22 protein-coding genes are annotated in these 24,997 nt (G+C 41.1%); 20 read left to right on the forward strand and 2 right to left on the reverse strand.

Going from position 1 to position 24,997, the window contains the following annotated elements:
* Positions 1-394 precede the first annotated feature (394 nt).
* The 17 genes from JI65_RS09835 to JI65_RS09915 all read left to right on the forward strand — a co-directional run bounded on the left by JI65_RS09835 (position 395) and on the right by JI65_RS09915 (position 17,714).
* Entirely contained in the window at positions 395-1,609 is a 1,215-nt protein-coding gene (locus tag JI65_RS09835; RefSeq protein ID WP_191015850.1) for a hypothetical protein, read from the forward strand.
* A gap of 112 nt (positions 1,610-1,721) precedes the next feature.
* Complete coding sequence (locus tag JI65_RS09840; protein ID WP_191015852.1) at positions 1,722-3,872, forward strand: hypothetical protein; 2,151 nt, start codon at positions 1,722-1,724, stop codon at positions 3,870-3,872.
* A gap of 509 nt (positions 3,873-4,381) precedes the next feature.
* Entirely contained in the window at positions 4,382-4,726 is a 345-nt protein-coding gene (locus JI65_RS09845; protein WP_191015864.1) for a hypothetical protein, read from the forward strand.
* 70 nt (positions 4,727-4,796) lie between these two features.
* Positions 4,797-4,940 carry a hypothetical protein gene (locus tag JI65_RS09850; RefSeq protein ID WP_191015866.1) on the forward strand — a complete coding sequence of 48 codons (144 nt, stop codon included), beginning with the start codon at positions 4,797-4,799 and terminating at the stop codon, positions 4,938-4,940.
* A gap of 20 nt (positions 4,941-4,960) precedes the next feature.
* Positions 4,961-5,200, forward strand: coding sequence for a hypothetical protein (locus tag JI65_RS09855; protein ID WP_191015871.1), 240 nt, complete (start codon positions 4,961-4,963; stop codon positions 5,198-5,200).
* A gap of 231 nt (positions 5,201-5,431) precedes the next feature.
* Complete coding sequence (locus JI65_RS09860) at positions 5,432-5,899, forward strand: hypothetical protein (protein ID WP_191015873.1); 468 nt, start codon at positions 5,432-5,434, stop codon at positions 5,897-5,899.
* Between the two features lie 225 nt (positions 5,900-6,124).
* Positions 6,125-6,649, forward strand: coding sequence for a hypothetical protein (locus tag JI65_RS09865; RefSeq protein ID WP_191015876.1), 525 nt, complete (start codon positions 6,125-6,127; stop codon positions 6,647-6,649).
* On the forward strand, positions 6,636-6,848 hold the full coding sequence (locus tag JI65_RS09870) for a DUF4291 family protein (RefSeq protein WP_191015879.1): 213 nt from the start codon (positions 6,636-6,638) through the stop codon (positions 6,846-6,848). The genes JI65_RS09865 and JI65_RS09870 overlap by 14 nt, the downstream gene beginning before the upstream one ends.
* Before the next feature lie 90 nt (positions 6,849-6,938).
* Positions 6,939-7,931 carry a Bug family tripartite tricarboxylate transporter substrate binding protein gene (locus tag JI65_RS09875; RefSeq protein WP_242457213.1) on the forward strand — a complete coding sequence of 331 codons (993 nt, stop codon included), beginning with the start codon at positions 6,939-6,941 and terminating at the stop codon, positions 7,929-7,931.
* Positions 7,932-8,031: 100 nt separating this feature from the next.
* A complete protein-coding gene (locus JI65_RS09880; protein ID WP_191015881.1) occupies positions 8,032-8,520 on the forward strand; it encodes a tripartite tricarboxylate transporter TctB family protein in 489 nt (162 codons plus the stop codon).
* Between the two features lie 9 nt (positions 8,521-8,529).
* Entirely contained in the window at positions 8,530-10,077 is a 1,548-nt protein-coding gene (locus tag JI65_RS09885) for a tripartite tricarboxylate transporter permease (RefSeq protein ID WP_191015883.1), read from the forward strand.
* A gap of 157 nt (positions 10,078-10,234) precedes the next feature.
* Positions 10,235-11,818: a peptide ABC transporter substrate-binding protein gene (locus tag JI65_RS09890; protein ID WP_191015886.1), complete on the forward strand. Its 1,584-nt coding sequence runs from the start codon at positions 10,235-10,237 to the stop codon at positions 11,816-11,818.
* A 139-nt stretch (positions 11,819-11,957) separates the two neighbouring features.
* On the forward strand, positions 11,958-13,535 hold the full coding sequence (locus JI65_RS09895) for a peptide ABC transporter substrate-binding protein (protein ID WP_242457214.1): 1,578 nt from the start codon (positions 11,958-11,960) through the stop codon (positions 13,533-13,535).
* Between the two features lie 141 nt (positions 13,536-13,676).
* Positions 13,677-14,606 (forward strand): ABC transporter permease, encoded by a 930-nt coding sequence (locus JI65_RS09900; protein ID WP_191015888.1) that lies wholly within the window; start codon positions 13,677-13,679, stop codon positions 14,604-14,606.
* Positions 14,607-14,672: 66 nt separating this feature from the next.
* Positions 14,673-15,674 carry an ABC transporter permease gene (locus JI65_RS09905; protein WP_242457215.1) on the forward strand — a complete coding sequence of 334 codons (1,002 nt, stop codon included), beginning with the start codon at positions 14,673-14,675 and terminating at the stop codon, positions 15,672-15,674.
* Positions 15,675-15,690: 16 nt separating this feature from the next.
* A complete protein-coding gene (locus JI65_RS09910; protein ID WP_191015893.1) occupies positions 15,691-16,683 on the forward strand; it encodes an ABC transporter ATP-binding protein in 993 nt (330 codons plus the stop codon).
* Entirely contained in the window at positions 16,680-17,714 is a 1,035-nt protein-coding gene (locus JI65_RS09915; RefSeq protein WP_191015895.1) for an ABC transporter ATP-binding protein, read from the forward strand. Before JI65_RS09910 ends, JI65_RS09915 begins: the two co-directional genes overlap by 4 nt.
* 145 nt (positions 17,715-17,859) lie before the next feature.
* On the opposite strand, the gene JI65_RS09920 is transcribed toward JI65_RS09915, so the two are convergent.
* Together JI65_RS09920 and JI65_RS09925 are read right to left on the reverse strand one after the other, a co-directional pair.
* Positions 17,860-18,327, reverse strand: coding sequence for a GAF domain-containing protein (locus JI65_RS09920; RefSeq protein WP_191015899.1), 468 nt, complete (start codon positions 18,325-18,327; stop codon positions 17,860-17,862).
* A gap of 232 nt (positions 18,328-18,559) precedes the next feature.
* Positions 18,560-20,641, reverse strand: a complete 2,082-nt coding sequence (locus JI65_RS09925) for a methyl-accepting chemotaxis protein (RefSeq protein WP_191015902.1) — start codon at positions 20,639-20,641, stop codon at positions 18,560-18,562.
* Between the two features lie 346 nt (positions 20,642-20,987).
* Between JI65_RS09925 and leuB the strand changes: the two genes are divergently transcribed.
* From leuB to JI65_RS09940, 3 genes are all read left to right on the forward strand, one after another.
* Positions 20,988-22,082: a 3-isopropylmalate dehydrogenase gene (leuB, locus tag JI65_RS09930; protein ID WP_191015905.1), complete on the forward strand. Its 1,095-nt coding sequence runs from the start codon at positions 20,988-20,990 to the stop codon at positions 22,080-22,082.
* A 136-nt stretch (positions 22,083-22,218) separates the two neighbouring features.
* Positions 22,219-23,937 carry a DUF5312 family protein gene (locus tag JI65_RS09935; RefSeq protein ID WP_191015907.1) on the forward strand — a complete coding sequence of 573 codons (1,719 nt, stop codon included), beginning with the start codon at positions 22,219-22,221 and terminating at the stop codon, positions 23,935-23,937.
* Positions 23,937-24,815 (forward strand): purine nucleoside phosphorylase YfiH/LACC1 family protein, encoded by an 879-nt coding sequence (locus JI65_RS09940; RefSeq protein WP_191015909.1) that lies wholly within the window; start codon positions 23,937-23,939, stop codon positions 24,813-24,815. Before JI65_RS09935 ends, JI65_RS09940 begins: the two co-directional genes overlap by 1 nt.
* Positions 24,816-24,997 lie beyond the last annotated feature (182 nt).

Below are 24,997 nucleotides of genomic sequence, written 5' to 3' on the forward strand. Positions count from 1 at the left end.
AGTACGCGAGATTCTGAAAGTTGGGGCAGAATGACTCACGCGGACTATTCGGAAAGTGTGCGAATGTTTTTCAGCTTTGCAGAAAGATTCTGTAAGGCTTTCTGAAAGATTCTGCAAGGCTTGTGGAAAGATTCTGTAAGGCTTACGGAATGATTGAACAAGGCTTCTTGGAATATTATTCAAAGATTGCGGAACATTATGGGACTGTCCAATATGTTTGTTGCACAGTCTCATTCCGGATTTGAGAAATGTCATTCCGAATTTGGCGAGTGACATTCCGAATCAGAGTGATGTCATTCCGAACTTGGCGAGTGACATTTCGAATCAGAGCGGTGTCATTCCGAACTTGTTTCGGAATCTTTATTTGTTTGAAATTATTTGGAGAAAAATTAAGATGAAAGCAAGTTTTGCTAAAATCACTTTATTTTTAATCGCAATTTTATATCTCGCTTCCTGCGGCAATTCCCTCGACGATATGCTCGACAATTACAATAAAAATTTCTCTGGCGGTGGTTCAGAAGTGAGCAAAAGCGAAATTGAGCCTGTTATTGACGAAAAAGAACTTTTGCTTGATTCCTACGTTGTAAGCCAGATTGCGACGCTAAACCTTGCGGCTCCCTATTCTTTTTCTGACTACAAGTGGGTTGTGCAGGACGCAGATACACTTGAGACAATCGAAGTGAACACTGATTTTGACACGACAGATTCAACACGAAAATTCATACTCTATATTCCGACTTCTAATCTAAAAGCCCAAAAAAGCTATAGACTTTGCTTAAATTTGAATGACGGCGAGTACACGGATGCGGCGACTCTTGCTGTATACAATGATTATTTTTTTAATACTGGAATAGTTACAATTCCTCCGACAATTGCCTCTTCCGTTTCTTCAAGCGCGATGCGCTCAATTCTTCCAGATTCTTCTATATGTAATGCTTCAAATTACAAAATAAAGGCCTATGCGAAGAATAAAATTTATGATTCTAAATCCAAATTTTTAGACTTTAGAACTTCGGATATATTTGCAGATTTGAATTCAAATACCGGTTACTTAACGTTTAACGAACGAGGCTATTGGGATATTACTTTGTTTTTTATTCCAAATGATACGACTGTTCGTGGGCAGAATAAAGAAAATTCAGAAAATGATGATGATTATTTAAAGTATTTAATGAAAATCGCTTCGTTGAGTGCCATTTCTACAATAGATAATCGTTATGAAAGCAAAGAAGTTTCTTTTAAATTGCTGCCTGTTTCTGGAGGGGAAAACTCCGGTTCCGCTGAACTTATGCTTTATGCAAACGGATGGACTCCAGATTCTGCTACGGAGAGTTTTTCAGCAAAAATCTTAACGAGTTCTGATTCTACAGATGCTGCTGTGCTTGGTGCGGAACAGCCACTTGTGCTTGTAACAGATTCTGCTTCTGCTGCAAGCATAACATTTACAGATTTACCAACTGGCACACACAGATTTGTGCTTTCTGGAACATACAACAATGGAACGGATGAAGTCACTTGCGAATGGTCAGACTCAATTGTAATTGTCGCGGGGCAAACCACAAAAAAAACGATAGGGATACCGCGTTTTATAAACAGAAGTGGAACTTAAAGGAGGAGCGTGGAATTGGAGATTAAGAAGTAAGAATCTGTCGTTGGATATTACGCTGGCACTGCCAGCATAATTAACGTGAAAATAAATAAAAAGGAATATAGGAGTAATTATGAAAAAAATTACAAAATTTTCAGCACTTGCTGTGTTGGGTGCAATGTTCTTTGCAGCTTGCTCGAACATTACAGACGGAGAAGTTGAAGGTATAAACGCTTCTACAGCAGAAGAAGGCACGCTTTCAATTTCTATCACATCTTCTTCAAATTTGATTGACTTCAAAAATGAAAATTCCCGAACTATTTTGCCAAATGCAAAGAAAGCAGACGACTTTGATTTCTATTTGGCAATTCAAGACGCTGCAAATCCAAACAGCGGATACACAAGTGTAAAAAAAGTTAACGTAACCCAAGATGAAACCGACAGCAAAAAAGGTGTTGTTTCTGTTACGCTTTCAAAAGCGAATTACAACTTTAAACTTTATGCCGTAAAAAAGACAGATGCCGCAACTTTGGGCGACGAAACAACTGACGGTGAAGTAAGTGCAATTGCCTGCCTTGTAGGTTATGCATCGGCAGACTTGCGTTACGGCGAAAGTGCAGCGTTCCATCTACGGGCAGACGGGCTTACAACAAAAGGTGGAGCAGAGTTGAGCCTTTATCAGGAGGGGGAGTGGGTTGCACTTACAGATGATTACACAATCAACGGAAAACTCGTATATCTTAATACTACGAGTGATGGTTCAATAACTCACAATGAAGGTGACACCGTTGAAACTACATCTGAAGACATTGAAGTCGCAAACTTTTCAGCTTCTGATCCGTCTTCTGCAAACTATACTTGTTCAGACATCGCTCCTGGAACATATAACTTTGTTCTTTCGTTCACTCAAGTTTCTGACACTTCAAAAGTTTTTGAATGGAGCGACACAATCGTTATTTTGCCAGGCGAAACAACAACAAGAACAATTGGTATTCCATGCGTAATTAATACAATTCCTGAGGCCCCAACAGACTTTAAGGTTGGATACATTGACAATTCAGTTGTTGCAAAAGACGTTGGCTATTACGACGCAGAATTTGTATGGACTGATGCTAGTAAGAACGAAAAGAACTTTCAGATTGAATGGCTCAAAGTTCCTGCTGGACTTGCAAAAGCTGATGTTATAACTCCAACTTCTGATGATGAATGGAAAACTCTCCTTGAAAAGTCTACTGCTGCCGATTCTGCAACTGAAACTGTAGTTTACGGTTATGACGCAAATGGTTCTGGAAACGCATTTGTAGGCGATGTAGACGTTTATAAATCAGGTTCTCTTGGACGCAATCAGCAAACTGCAACTTTCAAGGCCGCTTACGGATGCCGTTACATTGCCCGTATTCGTTCTTTGAACAACGTTGGTGAATCTGAATGGGTTTATGCAACTGTTGATGAAAACATTGAAGCCAACGCTGAAACCGGAGCGTCTGCAGCAAAAGGCTTTGCTTCAAAATTGATTAACCGCTACAAAATTGTTTACACTCTTGGAAAAGGTCAGTTTGTAAAAGATGACGGCAATGGAAATGACGTTAAAGATACAAGCATTGCCACTGTATATTTTGAAAGTGAAGACAGTTCGTATACTCCAGCAGATACTGCATCCGAAACTGCAGAATCTGGTAAAATTGCAATAATGCAGCCAGACGGAAAAACAGAATTTAATTCTGGCTACCTTGTAGATGGAACGTATGGTAGTACAACAACTCCACTTTTGAAGAATGGCTCTATGCCATGGCAGAACTGGAGTTTGGACGGTTCTACTTCTTATGGCAGCCAGTTCTACGGCGGTTCAGAAAACCTTTTCCTTACAGCAATGTACACTCTTGGTACAGTTGAAATCATAGACTTTAACGATTACATTATCGAACTTACAGCTGACAAAACCTTTACAACATCTGCAAGTGCTGATTCTACAGAAATGGTTGGCAAGTCAATTACTTATTCTGTAGCAGATTTAACAGCGGATACAAATGAATGGACGTTGAAATCTAAGAAATCTAACTACAAATATGATTCTGTAGACTTTACGATTAAGTCTACAAAAGCTGATGCGCCTTCAGGTGAAACACACAATGCGACAACAACAGACAGTGGTGTTACATGGACGCTCCCAATTCCTGTAAAATCACTTGCTCCAGGACTCTATCAGGTAACAATTAGAGCTCATAGTGCTGTTAAGAGCGATTATGCATTCACAGAAACTGTAATTCTTAACATTACCGACTAACCCCTAGCTCCCTAACGGCTGCCCTAATCGGCAGCCGTTTTTTTTGCCATGATGGACAAAAAGTCAAATCTGTCTAGATGTGTGATAAATTAATCTAAAAATCAGAAGATTCAGAGTGACCAAAAACTTAATTCTATAACGTTATTTTGAGTCTGCTTCTGAATCTTTGCGTAGACTTTGCTCGGCAAACGTGGATGCTGAATCGAGTTCAGCATGACCGACAAGGTTTGTGCGGCCGCCCCGTACAGTCAGGCATCACACACCGTCCTAAGGTGGACCTAAGTCAATATAGTGACACAGAAAATGCTAGTTTAAGCTGCAAGTTCCGTAAAAAAAGTTCCAAATCCAAACGGAAAGAAAGGTTGTCTGGCTCATCAAAATACGATAGATTCGATAAAACCTAGAAATCCTAGGGAGCCAAAATACAAGACAGAACCATTTTATAAAGATAAAGATGTTTATAGAACAACTTGCGACGAAATTGAATTATATTGGGAGCAATATAAATAATGAAAGAAGAGCTATATAAAAGTGTAAAATCTTTGCATGATTGTAATGTAGAAAAAATCGAAATAAAGCAAGTCGCTTTTTCAAAAGATTGTCCGATTGATTATCCTAAAGATTGTTTTGAAATAGAAATCAAAATAGTAAAATCTGAAGATATTCAATCAAAGAATTGGATTGTTTTTCATTTCTCGGATGTTGAAGAATTTTCCATAAAAAAAACACCGATATGGGAGTGGCTGATATATGACTGCGATGTAATATTTGAGGACGGTTTTTATATTTTTACAATTGACGATTATATAAAAATTATCTGTTCTAAAATTGAATATTTTGCAGAATCAAAATGATTGTTTTGATTGGATTCAGCAGAACAAAAAATTGTCTTGTGAGATTACTAAAATACATCAGGCTGGTAAAGTGAATAAAAATGGCTTACCAGTAACGAGAGAATCTAAAGCAATTGAGGATATTATGACTTCTCCAAAATATAATGAAAATCCGGTTCCAGTTTATTTTTGGCCATATAATAAGCCAGGAATGGAACCAATAATTTATGATTAATAATGACAAGGAGTAATTTTATGGGTAGACAATTTGGTTTTATAATGGATGAAAACGATGAGAAAGCTTTTTTTGACTTTGTTAAGCAAAATAATTCTTTTTATGATAATGATAATCGCTATGGTGCAAGAGAAATTAATGAGTTCCCGCTTGAAAAATGGTCCTCATTGTATATTTATAATAAACAGTTTGGAGATTTAGTTTTACAAAAAAAATTATGGGAAATACTGGATAGATTATTTTTATTCTCCAGTGATTGAATTTCTCCATACTTGGGTTATGGACAATGAACAAAGAATAACCAGAGGCAGACTATGGGTAGAAATGAAGTTCTGGAATGAAAATGAAGAGTTTGTGCAGGTTTATTTGGATTTATACCTATTCCAGGAAGTTCTATAATAGGCGGTTTTATCGGAGGTGGTATCTCTGGTTTTTATGTAAATACTAAACTCAATGAACTGTTTGATGATTTAGGCTGGTAAGATTGTAAAATGAAAAAACATTATTTTAATATATTTCGTAAAGTAAAACTCTTTTTTTCTTTCATTGTTTCTGTCGCAGCTGTTGTAAGCATAGATGTTTTGGATAAAAAAACAGTATCGTTTGTTTCTTTGTTTTTCTACGTTTTCTTCCTAGTGGGAGGCATTGCATTATTGTATGAAAAAAACTATTACTATGGGGATGAAATAATAGATACTCCTAAGTTCTTTAGAAAACGCATAAGAAAATTTTCTCAAATAATTGCAATAGAAAAAGGATATGATAGAACTGTGTATATACACTTTCTTCCAAATAAAACTATGAAACCTATTTATTCGGGTAAAACTGTTATAGAATATGCCTTTCAAAAAAAAGAGTTGATAGAGATGATAAAAAAAATAGTTCTTTATAATCCAAATGTTAAATTTATAAAAAACAAGGTGATAGTTTTGAGAGAAGATTTTATAAAAGAATTATAATTCACATATGCCACATTTTCCAAAACGTGGCATATGTGAATATCCTTTGATAGAACGACGGTTATAATTACGGACTACGCGTGGGGCTACTACCGCGACAGCTCAAAGAAGGGCGTGCGCGAGTCCAAGCGGTACCGCCGTGTCTACGCCTGGTACGAGTATTGAATTTCCGCCAATTTGGAATGATTGGATTGAGGAATATGCTTCTAACGCAAGGATTGTAAAATGATAATAGATTCGGATGATTTTATTGTCTATGCTATATATAATGGTGATGCCAATTATTATATTACATTTAAAGAACTTTGGTATTTGGATTATAGGAAACTGAGAGATGCCACCATCATAAAAATGACTGAACTGGCATTAAAAGGTGATAAATATGCAAAGAATTGGAAAGGGTGGCAAATTGGTGAAGTAAACGAAATTCGAAGAGATACATTCGAGATGACTGATGCGCAAATACCAATTTTTATCAAAAGAATAGAAAATGATATTTTTTCAGTTGATTTTTTAAAAGAAATATATGAGGACGAAGATAATCAAGATTATCTTCCGAGCTTATATGTTGATTTTGATAACCATATATTTTATTCAATATATCGAGAACCAGCCTCTTTTGAGGACTATGTACCTGATGGATGGATTTCAGAATATAAAGATTTTTACTATTTAATTCCTGATGAAGAAAAGTATTGGATAAGAAAAGAAAATGATAAGAAAACTGGAATCTTATATGGAAGAATGTAATTTTAATCAAATAAGAGCAATATTTGATGAAGAGAGCGTTCGTGTGTATCAGGCGTACAACGACAAAATTGCGGACGAGGCGTTAAGGCGTGGAACATTCGGCAGCAATTTTAGTACAAAAAGAATGACTAAAAAGAATTTTCCTTCCTCAAAAAAAATCGCGATTTGTCGTAAAAACCAAACATCGGAAAATTCATAATTCTCGTAGACTTAAAACTCGACATATAAAATATTTAGTCTTAAAATAGTGTTGTTGATTATACTCACACTATAATCAAGGAGGATTTTAATGAAAAAAATACTTGCGGCATCAATGGCTGCATTACTTTCGGCAGGACTCCTGCTTTCTTGTAACGAAAAAAAGAACGGTTCATCATCAGGTGCTGCCGCAGAGGTTGAATATCCAAAAAAAGGAATAACAATGATTTGTCCGTGGGGTGCTGGCGGCGGAACTGATGCTGTTCTTCGTGCACTCTGCTCAACAGCGGAAAAATATCTCGGACAGACAATCACTGTAGAAAATAAAACTGGTGGTGCTGGTGCAATCGGTCATGCTGCAATCAAAGACGCAAAAAATGACGGTTACACAGTCGGAATGATTACGTTTGAACTTAACTCTCTCCCACAGCAGGGATTGATTGACTTTAACTATTCTGATTACGACCCGCTTATCCGTGTTAACGCTGATGCTGCAACTCTCACTGTAAAAGCTGACGCCCCATACAACACCGTTGCAGAATTCGTTGAATATTGCAAAGCTCATCCAGGCGAAGTTTCAATCGGAAACTCTGCTCCAGGTTCGGTATGGCACATTGGCGCAGGTCTTCTTGCAGACAAAACAGGCATTGATGTAAAACATGTTGCATTTGAAGGTGCTGCAGGCGCAGTTACTGCTGTTGCCGGCGGACACATTGAGGCTGTTGCAGTTTCTATTGCCGAGGTAAAATCTCAGCTTGATGCAGGAAACGTAAAAGTTCTTGGTGTAATGGACTCAAAACGCCCGGAGGGCTATCCGGATATTCCTACATTCAGCGAGCAGGGATTCGACATTGAATACTACACATGGCGTGGTCTTGCCCTTCCAAAGGGTGTTGATCCTGCTAAAAAAGCTGTTTTGGTTGATGCGTTCACAAAGGCAGAGAATGACCCAGACTTTATTGCAAAGGCAAAGAGTCTTAACCTCACTCTTGCATACCAGAATCCTGATGAATTCGCATCGTTCCTTAAGAGCAACTTTGAGGACGTAACAGCTACGATGAAATCAATCGGTTTGACAGAATAGGTTTAACTTCCTAAAGCTGTTAAATTTTGTTGGTAAAACCACTGTCAAGGTTTCTACCTTTTTCAGTGGTTTTTTTGTATCTATTTTTAATTGGAAAAATATGAAAAAAGCAAATATCATTGCTTCTATAATCGGAATGGGAATTTCGGGCTTTGCTTTTGGCTACACATTTACATTTAAAAAATTCAAAAATGTTCCTGTCGGTCCAGAATTCTTTCCTCGGGCACTTGCAGTTGCCTTGTTTATCTGTTGTTTTATACTTTTTATTCAAAATATCATCCTATTGATAAAATCAAAAAAATCGAACCAGGCTGATTCTAAAGCTCCTACGCTGAGCTTAAAAGATAAAGGAATCCAAAAGGCTTTGCTTTCTCTTGCATTAATCGTTGTCTACGTGATTCTGTGGAATTACCTTGGATTTTTGCTTACAACCCCTTTTGTGATTTTTGCCATGATTTGTTTGCTCGGCAAACGGACATATTTTGTGAATGCGATTTTTGCTGTTGGTGCTACCGTTGTGATTTTCGCAATTTTTAAATTCCTTCTTGGAATTACCATGCCTCTCGGTTTTATGGAAGGCTTGTTTTAGGAGCAGAATATGGACGTATCTTTGATTTTTTCTAGCTTCGCTCAGGTTTTTTCGCCTGTAACGCTCCTTTACACGTTTATTGGTGCTGCCGGCGGAATTCTTATTGGTTCAATTCCTGGGCTTACCGCAACGATGGGAATCGCGCTTTTGGTTCCGTTCACTTACGGCTTGGATTTTATTCAGGGCGTGGCAATGCTTCTGGGCATTTTCTGCGGCGGAATGTACGGCGGTTCGATTGCGGCGATTCTTATTCACACGCCGGGAACTCCGGCTGCCGCCGCTACGGTTCTTGACGGCTACCCGATGGGGCAGAAGGGCGAGCCGGGACGCGCGCTTTCTATTTCTCTTTTCTCGTCATTCTGCGGAGGCATTATTGGCGCGCTCGTAATGACGTTCCTTTCGCCTACGATTTCAAAAATGGCGTTGCGCTTTGGACCTGCTGAATTCTTTGCGCTTGCGATTTTTGGTCTTAGCGTAATCGTTTCGATTTCTGGAAAATCTATCGTAAAAGGATTGATAAGTGCCTGCTTCGGGCTTTTAATCGGCACTGTCGGAATGGACAAGACTTGCGCGTACTTGAGATTCTTCAAATTCCCTGGCTTCTACGACGGCATTCCTTTTATTCCTGCGTTGATTGGTCTTTTTGCGATAAGCGAAGTTATTGCGAATTTTGAGCATCTTTTAAAAAGTTCGCCTGTAAAAAAACTTGCTGATGACGGAAGAATTTCAAATCCTGTTTTAAAATATTTGCGTTCAGTCATTTCGAACGTGCTGCCTAAAAAAGATGATTTGAAGAGAATCTTGCCGCACATTTTTAAGGGCGGATTAATCGGTACGTTTATCGGCTCTATTCCTGGAGCGGGTGGCGATATTGCCGCGTTCGTTTCGTACAGCGAGGCAAAGCGAAGTTCAAAACGTCCTGAAGAATTCGGTAAAGGCTCTCCAGAGGGAATCGCAGCTGCTGAATGTGCCAACAACGGCTGTTCTGGCGGCGCGATGATTCCGATGCTCGCGCTCGGCGTTCCTGGCGACTCGAACACTGCCGTTCTTATGGGCGCGTTCATTATGCACGGCTTCCAGCCTGGCCCGATGATGTACGTTGAGCATCTTGATATCGTTTATTCCGTTTTTGGCGCGCTTCTTGCGGCAAATCTTGCGTTCATCGTAATCGGTGCGTTCGGAGTAAACTTGTTCTCAAAAGTAATTTCTGTTGAGCGTTATCTTTTGATTCCTTGCATTCTTGTGCTTTCGCTTGTGGGGGCATATTCAATCAATCAGAGTATGTTTGACGTTTACTTTGCGATTGTGATGGGCGTTGTGGGCTATCTTCTCCAAAAATACGAGTTCTCGCTTTCTCCTATTTTGCTGGCTCTTATTCTTGGCCCGATGTGCGAGTCGAACATTCGCCGTTACATGCAGATTGTGGACGGAAACTTTATTCAGATTTTCACACGTCCAATCTGTCTCGTATTCTTTGCCCTCGCGTTGATTTCTCTGTTTACCGCGGTTCTTAACCACAGAAAAATAGAAAAACGCGAGCGCGAGCAAATGCAGTAAATTTCGGCTGAATCATGTCTTGCAAAAAATTTTAAAATACTATAAACTTTTTTGCATTGACGAAGAGGTCGTAGAAATTTTTATATTTCTGCGACCTCTTTTTTGTTTTAAACAGGTAACTATGGTTAACATACCTGGGGGAAAAGAAAAAAATCTTATGAAAAAAATCTTTTATGCAGCTCTTGCAGTTTTTGCATCTGCTGTTTTTATGATTTATCCACAAACTAAAAAATCTGGTTATAAAACTTCTGAATTGATTATAAACAACGGTTCAGAACCTGATTTTTTGGATCCGTCAAAAATCCAGAGCGTTCCAGAGCAGCGTATTTATCTAGCTCTCTTTGAAGGGCTTGTTTCTTACGACTCTAAAACTTGTGCTCCTGTTCCAGGTGTTGCAGAAAGCTGGGAGCGGCGCGGTAAAAATAATGAAATCCTTACATTTCATCTTAGAAAAACAACGTGGAGTGACGGAACTCCAATCACAGCACAGACTGTCATAGATTCATGGTTGTACTATCTTGCTCCTTCAACAGCTGCTGAGTATGCTTACATGCCTGCTGCAGTTATTAAGGGTGCTGCTGACTATAACGCAGGAAAAACTCGTGCTGAAACTGTAGGGCTTCGTGCCGTTGACGACAAGACTTTCGAAATTACTCTTGTTGGTGCAGTTCCTTATGCAGAAGCCATGATGGCAGCTTTTTCATTCCCGATTCTGCCAATGCATGTAATTCAAAAATACGGTAATGAATGGACTAAGCCTGAGCATTTTGTGGGAAACGGACCTTTTGTTCTTGAATCGTGGATTCCACAGGAAAAAATCACTGTTGTCCCTAACGAAAAATACTGGAACAAAAAAAATGTATTCCTCTCAAGAATCACATTCCTTCCGATCGAGAACTTGGCGACTGCTTACAACGCATTCAAAAATCACGAAATCGACTGGGATACTGGTGTTCCGCTGGAAAAGCTTGGCGAAATCAAATTTTCAAAAAAGTGTCAGACAGCTCCGTGCAATGCCACATATTACTATGAGTTCAATATCAACGACCCTGTTTTGAGCGATGTGCGCGTCCGGAAAGCTCTTGCAAAAGCAATTGACAAAAAACAGCTTGTTGAAAAACTTCTGAGAGGAGGTCAGGTTGTATCTGATGCTTTCGTTCCTCCAATGGAAGGCTACAAACCTGCTACGGGAAATGCTTTCAATGTTGAAGAGGCTAAGGCTCTCCTCGCAGAAGCCGGCTATCCTGACGGAAAAGGTTTTCCGACGATGACGCTCATCTACAACACAAACGAGGCGCACAAAAAAATTGCTGAGTACGTTCAGGGGCAGTGGAAAGAGAACCTCGGAATTGATGTTGTTCTTGAGAACCTTTACTGGGCTAGATTTCTCCAGAAGAGACAGTCTAACGACTTTCAGATTGCACGTGCTGGCTGGGTAGGGGATTTGGCAGAGCCTGCAAACTTCCTTGAACTATGTCTGAGCGCTTCTGGAAACAATGACGGACGTTACAGCAGTTCTGATTTTGATGCGCTTCTTCTGCAGGCTTCTGAAATGCCTGCCGGTGCTGAACGTGATGATGTCCTCCGCAGGGCGGAAGAAATTTTAATCACGCGCGATCAGGCTCTGCTTCCGGTTTACTACTATGTAACACACAATTTGATAGACCTTGACAAGTGGGAAGGATGGTACACGAATATTCTTGATGTTCATCCTTATGTCGGATTGAAGGCTCGATATTAATTTTACATACTATTTTGTTATTTAATAATAAATTTTCTAATTTACTTAAAAATAACAAAAATATTAAAATAGCTTTAAGAAAAGAATGGTATAGTTTACCAAAAGAAACTTTTTACAAAAATGCGGGGGATTTTTTTTATTGAAAAAAATCATTCTCACTGCTATGGCTGTACTCAGCTTGGCAGCTTTTACTTCATGCTCAAAAGACAAAAAGTCTTCTGGTGCGGAATTGGTTTTGAACAATGGTTCTGAACCTCAGTCATTAGACCCTTCAAAAATTCAGGGTGTTCCAGAACATCGCCTTTACCTGGCTCTTTTTGAGGGTCTCGTAAGTTATGATGCAAAAACTTGTGAACCAGTTCCTGGTGTTGCAGAAAGCTGGGAAAGAAGCGGCGAAAATAACGAAATACTTACTTTCCACCTTCGTGAAACAACTTGGAGCGATGGAACTCCAATCACAGCACAGACTTTCGTAGATTCATGGTTGTACTACCTTGCTCCTTCAACAGCTGCTGAGTATGCTTACATGCCTGCTGCAGTTATTAAGGGTGCTGCTGATTATAACGCAGGAAAAGCTGACGCTAGCACTGTAGCTATTCGTGCCGTTGACGACAAGACTTTCGAAATCACTCTTGTTGGTGCTGTTCCTTATGCAGAAGTTATGATGGCTCACTACTCATTCGCTCCGCTTCCACTCCAGGCAATCGAAAAATTCGGAAACGACTGGACAAAACCTGGCAACTTCGTAGGAAACGGTCCTTTTGTTGTTGAGTCTTGGACTCCACAGGAAAAAATCACTGTTGTTCCTAACGACAAATACTGGAACAAAGAAAATGTATTCCTCTCAAGAATCACATTCCTCCCAATCGAGAACTTGTCTACTGCTTACAACGCATTCAAAAATCACGAAATCGACTGGGATACTGGTGTTCCGCTGGAAATGCTTGACGAAATCAAACTTGCAAAAGAATATCAGGTTGCTCCACAGCTTTCTTCATACTACTATGAATTCAATATCAACGATCCTGTTTTGAACGACGTTCGTGTCCGCAAGGCTCTTGCTAAATCAATTGACAGAAAACAGCTCGTTGAGAAAGTTCTCAAAGGCGGACAGATTGCAACAGACGCTTTCGTTCCTCCAATGGGCGGATACAAACCTGCTGTTGGAAACGCTTACAACGTAGAAGAGGCTAAGGCTCTCCTCGCTGAGGCTGGTTACGAGAACGGTGTTGGATTCCCACAGATGACAATCATCTACAACACAAACGAGTCTCACAAAAAAATTGCTGAGTACGTTCAGCAGCAGTGGAAAGAGAACCTCGGAATCGACGTTGTTCTTGAGAACCTTGAGTGGGCTACATTCCTCCAGAAGAGACAGTCTAACGACTTCCAGATTTCTCGTGCTGGTTGGGTAGGTGACTACGCAGATCCTTCTAACTTCCTTGAGCTTTGCTTGAGCACTTCTGGAAACAACGATGGTCGCTACAACAATCCTGAATTTGACGCACTTCTCGCACAGGCTGCTGCAATGCCTGCTGGTGCTGACCGTGATGCAGTTCTTAATACTGCTGAAGAAATCATGATGACTCAGGATCAGGCTTACATTCCGTTCTACTACTATGTTTCACAGAATCAGATTGATCTTGACAAGTGGGATGGTTGGTACACGAACATTCTCGATGTTCACCCATATGTTGGAATGAAACTTAAGAAGTAATTTATTTAAGTTAAATCTAATTTAACAAGAGGGGACGTTTGCAAAATGTCATACGTCCCCTTTGTCTTGTTTAAATAAAAATTACAGGGGTCCGTCAAAAAACTCATTTGAGGCGGGTTCCTTAAAAAGCTGGGGTTAATAATGGGTAAATTTATAATCAAACGATTTTTAAGCCTTATACCGACCATGTTCTTGCTGGTGACAGTTTCTTTCTTTATTATTCGTCTGGCTCCTGGTGGCCCTTTTTCTAACGAAAAGAAACTTACTGCCGAAGTAGAGCAGAACCTTATGAAGAAATACCATATGGACGAGCCTCTTTTTCAGCAGTACCTTCGTTACATGGGTGGCGCTCTTCAAGGTGATTTGGGTCCTTCTTTTAAGAACAAGGACTATACTGTAAATGAGCTTATCGGACAGAGTATGCCTAATTCGCTTATTCTTGGTGTTACGGCTCTTTGTATCGCTCTTATTTTTGGTTCTCTTGTAGGTCTTTCGTCTGCGGTAAAACAGAACAGTTGGATAGACTACACCGCAATGTCTTGGGCAAGTCTTGGAATTTCCATTCCGTTGTTTGTTGTTGCACCGATTGCTGTACTCATTTTTGCAATGAAACTTCATTGGCTACCTTCTTCCGGTTGGATTACCAGCCGCGCAGGCCTTTTAACTTTGATAATGCCGGCCATGACATTGGCCTTACCATATTTTTCGTCAATTGCAAGATTGACTCGTGCGTCTGTTCTTGAAGTTCTTCGTTCTGACTATGTTCGCACGGCTTATGCAAAAGGACTTAAAAAGTCTACGGTTCTTTTTAGACATGTTCTTCGTGGTGCGTTGCTCCCTGTTGTAACTTATCTTGGACCTGCTTTTGCGGGAATCGTAACTGGTTCGGTTGTTATTGAGCAGGTTTTCCTTGTTCCTGGAATCGGAAATTACTTTGTAAAATCAGCTTTGAACCGTGACTATACTCTTATCATCGGAACTGTAATCGTTTATTCGCTCATCCTCGTTTTGATGAACTTTATCGTAGATATTCTTTACAGCTTCCTTGATCCACGAATCTCATACAAATAATTTTTTTGAGGATATTTTATGTTTGGTAAGAAAAAGAATGCGGGCGTAAATGAATTCAATCAAGAGATGAAAAGTGTTTCTCTCTGGGCTGATGCATGGAAACGCCTTCGCAAAAATAAAATGGCCTTTATCAGTTTATGGGTTGTTCTTGCCTATATTCTGGTGGCTTTGGTGGCTCCTGTGCTGCCGATTTATCCTTATGAGGAGCAGGTCGTAGCGCATGCGAACCTTCCGCCTTCATTCAGAAAGGCCGGCGATGTTCTTATGGAGCAGCGCGTAAAATATTTTGACAAAGTTATGCAGAAAGAAGGTCGCACTTCTTACAATGAGGCTGAGCAGGCTGAAATTGATGAGATTAAGGCTTCTGTGAACACGCCTGTTTACAATCGTCATTACATTCTCGGAACCGACGCTCTTGGCCGAGACATGCTCAGCCGAACGATTTACGGCGGACGCATTTCGATTGCAATCGGTTTGATTGGTACGATAACTGCTCTTTTAATCGGAATTATGGTTGGTTCTGTGGCCGGTTACATTGGAGGCTGGCAGGACAACATCCTTATGCGATTTGTTGACATTATGTACGGTCTTCCGTACATGCTCATGGTAATCATTATGATGGCGATTCTCGGTCGAAACGTTGCCATTCTTTTTGTTGCGATTGCCCTTGTTTCTTGGCTTACGATTGCCCGCGTGGTTCGCGGCCAGGTAATCAGTTTGAAGGCCTCGGAATATGTTCAGGCTGCGCGTGCAATGGGTGCAACAACGTCACATATTATTTTCAGGCATCTTCTTCCGAACACTTTGGGAATCATCATTGCTTACGCAACCCTCTCTCTCCCGGAATTTATTATGAGCGAGAGTTTCCTTTCGTTCTTGGGTCTTGGTGTTTCGGCACCGTTGGCTTCTTGGGGAAGTTTGGTTTCTGACGGCGTAAAGGGCATGGAGCTTTATCCGTGGATTCTCGTTGTGCCTGCAATTACAATGACGGTTTTCCTTTTTGCCATGAACTTTTTGGGTGATGGCGTGCGCGATGCGTTCGATCCTCAGTCAAAAAACAGAGTCTAATTAACAGGAATTATATATGACAGATGAAGTAATCTTGCAGGTCAAAAATCTGCGTACATATTTCCACACGGATGCAGGTGTGGTTAAGGCCGTTGACGGCATTAATTTTGAGCTGCATAAAGGTGAGACTTTGGGTATCGTTGGTGAGTCTGGCTCTGGAAAGTCAGTTACGAACCTTTCGATTATCAATCTTGTCTCTCATCCTGGCAGAATCGAGAGCGGTGAAATTCTTTTTCACGGTCAGGATTTGTTGAAGCTACCGGAGAACGAAATCCGAAAAATCAGAGGAAACAAGATTTCTATGATTTTCCAGGACCCAATGACGAGTTTGAACCCGTATCTAAAAATCTCTACGCAGATGATTGAAACTATCCGTATGCATCAGGGTTTGAACAAGGAACAGGCTCGCGCAAAGGCTGTGGAGATGTTGAAGCTCGTTGGAATCCCAGGTGCGGAGGAGCGCGTTGACTGCTATCCTCATCAGTTCTCTGGCGGTATGCGTCAGCGTGTAATGATTGCCATGGGACTTTCTTGTAACCCAGAGATTCTTATTGCCGACGAACCGACTTCTGCATTGGACGTTACGATTCAGGCACAGATTCTTGAGCTTATGAAAGACCTTTCTAAGCGTCTCGGAACTGCGGTAATCATCATTACGCACTCTTTGGGCGTTGTTGCCGGAATGTGCGACACGATTAACGTAATGTATGCAGGCCGAACTGTTGAACATGCCACTACGCATCAGCTTTTTAAAGAAACCAAGCATCCGTACACACAGGGCTTAATTCGTTCTGTTCCTCGTCTTGACATGGAAATGTCGGACAAGCTTTATTCGATTCCGGGTGTTCCGCCGAACGTTGTAGATTTGCCACCTTGCTGCCCGTTCTATCCGCGTTGCGAAAAGGCGATGGACGTTTGCAAAAAAGGCTATCCTGCCGTAACGGATTTTGGAAATGACCATGTATGTTCATGCTGGTTGTACACAAAAGAAAAGGAGACTGTAAAATGAGTGATGTAAAAGAAAAAGAAAAAAGCGAAAACATTCTCGAAGTTCATGGTCTCAAAATGCACTTTCCGCGCGCAAACAATGAGTTGTTCAGCCGCGAAAAGAAATTTATCTACGCTGTAGATGACATTACTTTTGAATTGAAGCGTGGCGAGACTCTCGGTCTTGTAGGTGAATCTGGCTGCGGTAAATCGACTGCCGTCCGTGCTGTGGCTCAGCTTTACAAACCGACTGCCGGCGAGGTGCTTCTTGAAGGCAAAGACATTACAAAAATGAACAGTCGAGAAATGCTTCTTGCCCGCAAAGATATGCAGATGGTTTTTCAGGATCCATATTCTTCTCTTGATCCTCGCATGACTACTGCCGAGATTATCGCAGAGCCTATGAAGATTTACCGAAAGCGCGGAATCCTTAAAATGACCGATGCCGAGATGGATGCGCGAATCGATCATTTGATGGAGCTTGTAGGTCTTTCAAAATTCTTCAAGCACCGTTATCCACATGAATTTTCAGGCGGCCAGAGACAGCGTATCGGTATTGCGCGTGCGCTCGCGTTAAAGCCAAAGCTGATTCTTGCAGATGAGCCTGTAAGTGCGCTTGACGTTTCGATTCAGGCACAGATTCTGAATCTTTTTAAGGACATTCAGAAAAAGATGGGGCTTTCCTATCTTTTTATCGCCCATGACCTTGCTGTAATCAAGTATATTTCTGACAGAATTGCGGTTATGTATCTTGGTAAAATCGTTGAGATTGCGGACAAAAAATCTCTTTACGACAATCCGTTGCATCCTTATACTCAGGCTTTGCTTTCTGCGGCTCCAATCCCGGATCCAGAAATTGAGGCTAAGAGACAGCGAATCATCTTGACAGGTGATGTTCCGGCTCCAGACCGACAGCGACCAGGTTGCTATTTCTATGACAGATGTCCGTGCCACATGGACAAATGCAAGAACTGTCAGCCACCGTTGACGCAAATTGACAAAAATGGCGGCGACCACCGCGTTGCTTGTTTTAAGGTTATTGATAATCAGTAATTTTAGGTGAGAAAAGGGGCTTTTGCCCCTTTTTTTTATTTTGTGGTTAGAGTATTGAATAACTGTCATGCTGAATTTATTTCAGCGTCTGTATTTACAGATTTCGAAACTGGTTCGGAATGACAGCTAATTGATATTCGATGTATTACTGTTTCCACTCGCAGGCTTTTTCAAGAATCTTTGCGAATTCTTCAAGCCCGATTTTGTCTTCTTCGGTAAACCTTGCGATTTTTGGGCTGTCTATATCGAGCACGCCCACTATTTTACCTTCTGAATCATGCAGCGGAACTACGATTTCTGAATTTGAAGCTGAGTCGCAGGCAATGTGACCTGCAAATTCATGCACGTCTTTTACGAGTTGAGTTTTGTTTTCTTTTACAGCTGTTCCGCAAACGCCCTTGCCGACCGGAATGCGGATGCAGGCAGGCTTTCCCTGAAATGGTGCGAGCAGAAGATAGCCTTCTTTTTCGAGAGTGTAAAATCCTGCCCAGTTTATGTCGGTTAGGGACTGCCAGAGCAGGGCCGAGGCATTCGCCATATTCGGTGTTGGATGCGTTTCTCCGTCTGTAAGGCCTTTTAGATTCAGGCAAAGTTCGTTGTATTTTTCATTCATTTTTGTAAACCTCGCCTAATTTTATGTGAGAAAAATATTTTCCTCAATAAAAAATCTGTATTTTTGGCATCTCGAAAAACTTAAAATTTGGATGTTTTTTTGTGGTAAGTTTGAAAACGAAAAAAAACGCCCTGAGAATCAGATTTTACTTCCTGATTCTCAGGGCACCGTCGAACACTTGCGAAAAATACAGAGTTCGTTTTAGCAGTCGTGCATTTTTCGCAGGCCAGATTTATGAACGGAACTGGTCGATTTCGTTTCCAATCTGAACGATACTGTCGTTTACCTGTCCTGACATGCTTGAAAGTGAACGGCTGGTTTCTTCAATTTCTCTTGCACCGCTGGCCATTTCGTCCATGCTGTCTTTGATGCTGTCTGTTGCGTCCTGAAGGTTCTTTACTTCTGTAAGGATAAGTTGATTTCCTTCAGCCATTTCTTTTGAAGCCGAACTTACTTCCTGTGTACTGTCGTTCATAAGTTTGAGGGCAGCAACAATCTGTTTTGAACCTTCCTGCTGTTCTTCCATGGCTGCCTTAATCTGGCGAACCAGCTGGTCTGTGTCTGTAATCATTGAACTTACAGAATTAAAGCTGTCGCTCGAATCTTTTGAGGCTCTAACTACAGCCTCAATGGTCGTCTTGATTTTCTTAAGCTCCGCACCGATTCGCTTTGACTGTGCAGATGAGTTTTCTGAAAGCTTACGAATTTCGTCCGCAACTACGCTGAATCCTTTTCCGGCTTCGCCTGCATGTGCCGCCTCAATTGCTGCATTCATGGCAAGAAGGTTTGTCTGGTTCGCAACGTCTGCAATCGTTTTGTTTGCGTCTTGCAAAGTGAGCGACTGCTCCGCAACTTCGTTAATCTGCTCGGAAACAAGACGCTGACGTTCAACGCCCACATGCGCATTCTGCGTAAGGGTTTCAAATGAATCTGCCATTTTAGAAACCGACTGGTTAACCGAGTTGATATTTCCAATCATCTCTTCAACTGCTGAACTTGCTTGCGTAACACCGCTGGTCTGCGTGTCAATCATGCGTTCAAGGCTGTTTATGTTCTCCGCAATCTGAGTTACTGCCGAAGAAGCCTGGTCAACTACCTTAGCCTGATTGTCAACTTGGTTCGAGACGTTATCGATGTTCGAAAGAATCTTGGAGATTGAGCCTGAATTGTCTTCGATTCGCATCTGCAAGCCATTCTTTACGTTCGCAAGGTTTGTCTTTGAGCCTTTTATCTGTGTGACGATGTTTTGAAGTTTCTCGACGAAGTTGTTGAATCCTCCGACAAGACTTCCAACTTCATCTTTTGATTTTATGTCGATTCGATTTGTAAGGTCTGCGTTTCCGGTTGCAATTCTGTTAACGGCTTTGTCTACTACGAGCAGCGGGCGAACGATCGAGTGCGTGTTGAAAATTGCAAGGAAAAGCGCGATTGCAAGAATCACTACTGCAACAATCAAAATCATAACGATGTTCTTCTGCAAGACTTCAAAAAGTTCTGAAATTGGCCCGATTGTAACGAACGTCCAACCGCTTTCTTCGGAAATCGTTCGTCCTACAATGTAATATCCGTTGCCTGCATTTTTTACGAACGTTACTTTGTCAGTGCTAAAACTGGTTTTGTATTTTTCGAACTCAGGGTACTCCGTGCCGAAATTCGCCTTTCCGATTTTTGACCCATCTGTGTTTGTGATGTAGTTTCCGGTTTTATCCAAAAGGAATGAAACTCCGCCTTTTGTGATTTTGATTCCAGCAACCATTTCCGAAAGGTCTTTAAGGCTTATGTCTATTCCGACAACGCCCAAAAAATCACCATTGTTTTTTACGCCCATTGCGAGCGTGGTAACAAGCTGGCCCGTAACCATGTCAAGATATGGGTCTGAAATGTCGAACGTGTCAGTGCTTTTTCCGGCTTTGAACCAAGCGCGAGTCGTCTGGTCATAATCTGCAGGCGGTTCCCAATGGTCGTTCGACCAAAAGAATCCACCGTCTTTTACAGGTTGCGTGCCAGAATAATAAAGCTCCGAAAAGCCTTTGTTGTTCGGATCCTGCATGATATGCGCAAGATACGGTTCTACAGTTTCTCTGTCAAGTTCCTGACTGACTATGTAATGCCCAATGTCGCTTACGATTGTTTCCGGTCGTTTTAAGAAGTGATTGAGATTTCTGTATGCGTTTGTTACTTTTGATTCGGCGAGATCTTCGATAGACTCTGAAAGAGTTGTTGATTCTAGTACGAGTACTGGAACCGAAATCGCGAGAATTGTGAACAATACTATACCGATACTGCTTGAAAGCAATTTGAATTTTATTGTCATAAAAACCTCTGGCTATTAATAAATATATATTCAGACAATTTCAATTATATATTAAAAAAAAGTTAAATACAAGAAAAAAAATCATGTTATGAAATGAAAAAACTATATTGCGTAAAAATCAATATTGCGGTTCTTATATTTCACTTTACGCAATATGAAAAATTACTATAATAGTGGTGAGTTCAAGAGATGTAGTTTCAAAAATGTCATTCCGAACTCGTTTCGGAATCTCTGAATCTGGATGCTGAAATAAATTCAGCATGACGAAAACGGATATTTGAAGCTGCTGTAAGCGATACTTTGAACTTGCCGAATCTGCTATAATTATATAAAAGAGGAATATTTTATGGAAAAGACAATTGCTTTGATTCCTGGAGACGGAATTGGTCCTGATGTTGTTGCTGAGGCTGTAAAAGTTCTTGATGCCGTAGGAAAAAAATACGGTCACAAATGGAACTACAAGAATGTAATTGCTGGCGGAGCCGCTATCGATAAATTTGGAAAGCCGCTTCCTCAGGATCAGCTTGATATCTGTCTTTCAAGCGATGCAACTTTGCTTGGTGCCGTAGGCGGACCAAAATGGGATAACGTTGCCCCAGAAATTCGACCTGAAAAGGCATTGCTCGGTCTTCGCGGCGGAATGAAGGTTTTTGCGAATCTTCGACCGGCTGTTATGTGGCCACAGCTAAAAGACGCTTGTCCTCTTAAAGACGAAATTGTAGGAAACGGACTTGATATTTTGGTTGTTCGTGAGCTTACCGGCGGAATTTATTTTGGAGACCGAGGAACTTCTGCTGACGGAAAAACTTCTTGGGATACCGAAAAATATTCATGGGAAGAGATTGAGAGAATCGTTCGTCTTGGATTCCAGTTTGCTCAGAAGCGCCAGAAACACCTTACCGTTGTAGACAAGGCCAATATTCTTAACTCAAGCCGACTTTGGCGAAAAGTTGCCGAGGAAGTTCACAAGGAATTCTCTGACGTAACTCTCGACTTCTTGTACATTGACAACGCCGCTATGCAGCTTGTTAGAAATCCACGCCAGTTCGACGTAATCGCAACTTCTAACATGTTCGGCGATATTCTTACTGACGAGGCTTCGCAGATTACAGGCTCAATCGGAATGCTTGCTTCTGCATCTCTTGGCGACGGAACAGGCCCAGGTCTTTACGAGCCGATTCATGGTTCTGCACCGGACATTGCAGGAAAAGACCTTGCAAATCCTTTGGCAACAATTCTTTCTGCTGCAATGCTTCTTCGTTACAGCTTTAAGCTCGAAACCGAGGCAAAGGCAATTGAGGATGCCGTAAATGCAGTTCTCAACGACGGTTACAGAACTGGCGACATTGCCGGCTCTAAACTCGCTGAGGTAAAGGCAAACGGAAAACTCGTCGGAACCAAAAAAATGGGCGAACTCGTTTTGACTTATCTCAATAAATAAGTTTTGAAGTTTTTTGGACTGGCTTTTTTTTAGAAAATGGAGTTTTCTTAAAAAGTCAGTTCTTTTTATTTTAAAATAGTATAATAACACTTTATTCACGTTGTTTTTTAAAAATATATAAGATACACTAAAAGTTATGACAACTACCAATTCTTTTGACCGTATGGTGTCTGGGCTGTCTGTTGACGAGCGGCAGGCTATTCTTGAAAAAATGAAAGAGGCGGCTCCTACCTTTGAGGGAGAAGTCCTTGAACCTGTAGAGGATGATATTGATGATGAGCCTATTCCTCTCTCTGAGCAGCTAAAACATGAACCTTTATTTACACGAATACTTTTGTGGGTGAAATCTGTTTTTACGAAATCAACCATGGAAGTTTTATATAACGAAGTAAAAATAAATGAAATTTCGAAAAAAGTTGAAAGAAATTATCCAGGTTTAATCGACAGCAAGCGAGGTTATTTGCTCTCGTCTTTTAGGTCCAAGTTGATGGAATTAAAAGAAGTTGCCGATTTCTTTAGGCCGTACGTGCTTGCGTTTGAGCAGGATGAAGGCAATTTTCTTGTCTTCTTGGGTAACATGGTTATGCCAACAGTTTCTTCCGAGATGGACACAGAGGTTGACCCGTATTCCGGAGATGTTTCAGAAGGGGTAAAACCTGAATTCAGAATGACTTTGCTGCATCACATGGATGATATTTTTGCAAACATCACTAGGGAAGACAAAGCCCGTATGTATGATGCCGTAAAATCAGTTGAGTGGCTCAGATATTTCGTAAAACTTCCGTTCAACCGCTTGATAGTGCTTTTTGCTTCGGTTACGGACGACATTTTTACATGCATTTACAGTCAGGTTGAATCTGAAATTTCTCAGGTTGCGAACTGTCTTTCAATCAGCGTAAAATTTACGGACGAGCTTTTAAAAGCGTTTTATCTTTTTTCAATAAAAACTTCGCTCAAAAAGCGGTCGATTCAAGATGAGCCGGATGATGAAGCTGTGGAGTACATAAATAATGCTCGTTCAAAGATTGCTGTTTTGCACATGTTTATGAGTTCTGTTCCTATGCGTTCGATTGGATGCATTGTTTCTGAAGATTGTCATTGGCGACCGACTCTCTTGCCGGGCGGTGAAGATTGGTTCGTAAAATTTAAGACTTGCTGGAAGAAAATTTTTGAACAGAAATGGGAATCTTGGTGTCAGGAATGCAAACGGGAGGCACTTCGCCAAAGCTTAAAAGAGAACTTTGAACTTGATGAGTTCCCGTTGTTCCCGGATCGGCCGTGGCGCTCGCTTTGGGGTGGAATTTACTTCCGTTACGAGCTTACGGGCGGATTTTTGTTCTGGTTTTTCCGCGAAAAATTTCCGACGTTCGAGATTGCGCTAAAAACAGTTCTCGTTGAGGGAAATTTTATAAAAAAAGAAAATCAGAATATGTACACCGATGCCTTTAACGATTACGTTCAGGCGTCAATTTCTATGACACAGATTGGTGCGCGGCTTGCACCAAGCGGCGATGTTGGCGCAGTGATTTTAAAATTGAATGACGAACATTTGAGGACCTTGCAGGCTCAGACGAAGGTTGAACAACAGCTTAGGACTGTTGAAGCTGACATTCAGACTGTCCTCCACAAGTTTGGCGAGGCGACACGAATGATGGACAATCTCCTTTGTGGAATCCTGGGGCTTAAAAAGGATACTCGCTTTGACTCGCTTTCTAATTTGAGCCGTTTGCAGGGAAAAGACAATGAAAAATTCCTTGGCCAGCTTTATGACGCTCGACGGGCATTAGAAAATGCTCTTAATCTTATAAAGGAGCTTGAAACCGTAGATTCACCGTTGTTGATGGTAGCTGACTAATGGAAAAAATAAACCGTATTTCTGTGCGCAACTACATAGAAGAATCCGAATTCGGTGAAGAAAGTTCTTTTGTTACTTTGCCGTTCTATTTTGATGGCAAACCGATAGAATCCGCAGGCTGGGGAATGACTCTGCTTTCTGCGGGTTCTATGCGCTTCCGCTGGAATGAGATTAACGAACGCCGTGCAAAATTCCTTGAAGAATTGGAAAGTGATTTTTTTTATTCTGACTCTTGCAAAAAGGCTTTTGTTCCTCTCGAACTGATTCATTCAAAAATCGTTTATGATATAAATGCGGCTAGCGACACAAAAAATAAGACTGGCGACGGTATGATAACTAAAAATAGGTTTTTGATTCCCGTCGTGACCGTTGCTGATTGTATGCCGCTTTTTTTGTATGACCGAGAAACTGGTGTATTTGGTGCCTTCCATTCTGGATGGAAGGGGACTGGAATTATTGGCGAGGGAATTAAGCTTGCTGGCGAAAAATACGGCTCAAAGCCAGAGAATATTTGTGTTGCGATTGGCCCTCATATTGGTGATTGTTGCTATAAAATCGATGAAAGTCGGGCTGAGTATTTTACAGAAAATTTTGGTGAATTGTGTGTAAAAAAATCTGCTGCCCCTGATAAGCGAAATCCTGAATTAAAATATGACTTGTCTTTGACCGAGGCGAATTTGTTTGTTCTAAAAAAATCAGGCATTCCGAATGAAAATATTGTTGTGGCCGAGGATTGCACTTGTTGTACGACTTTTAAGAATAATAAAAACGTGTTCGGAAGTTTTAGAAGACAAGCCGCATTTTTGCCGGCAGAAATAAGTGCCGACGAACGTTCCCGAAGCATGACAGTTCAAGCCGCATTTGCCTTCAGAAGATAATAAAAAGTTGTGGAAACTGCAGTTGTCTGCCAGCTATCTAGTAAGACTAAAAATAAAATAATGAGGTGGCGAGTCTCCTGCAAGTTAATTCGTCACCCAAAATTGTCCGCGACGAGTGCGAAGCTCTTGTAAGTTGCCCCCACCCAAGCGCGAGTTTTCGTAAGAAAACTTGCGGGAAACGC

The organism is Treponema zioleckii (genome assembly GCF_014737315.1).
Classification (GTDB): Bacteria; Spirochaetota; Spirochaetia; order Treponematales; family Treponemataceae; genus Treponema_D; species Treponema_D zioleckii.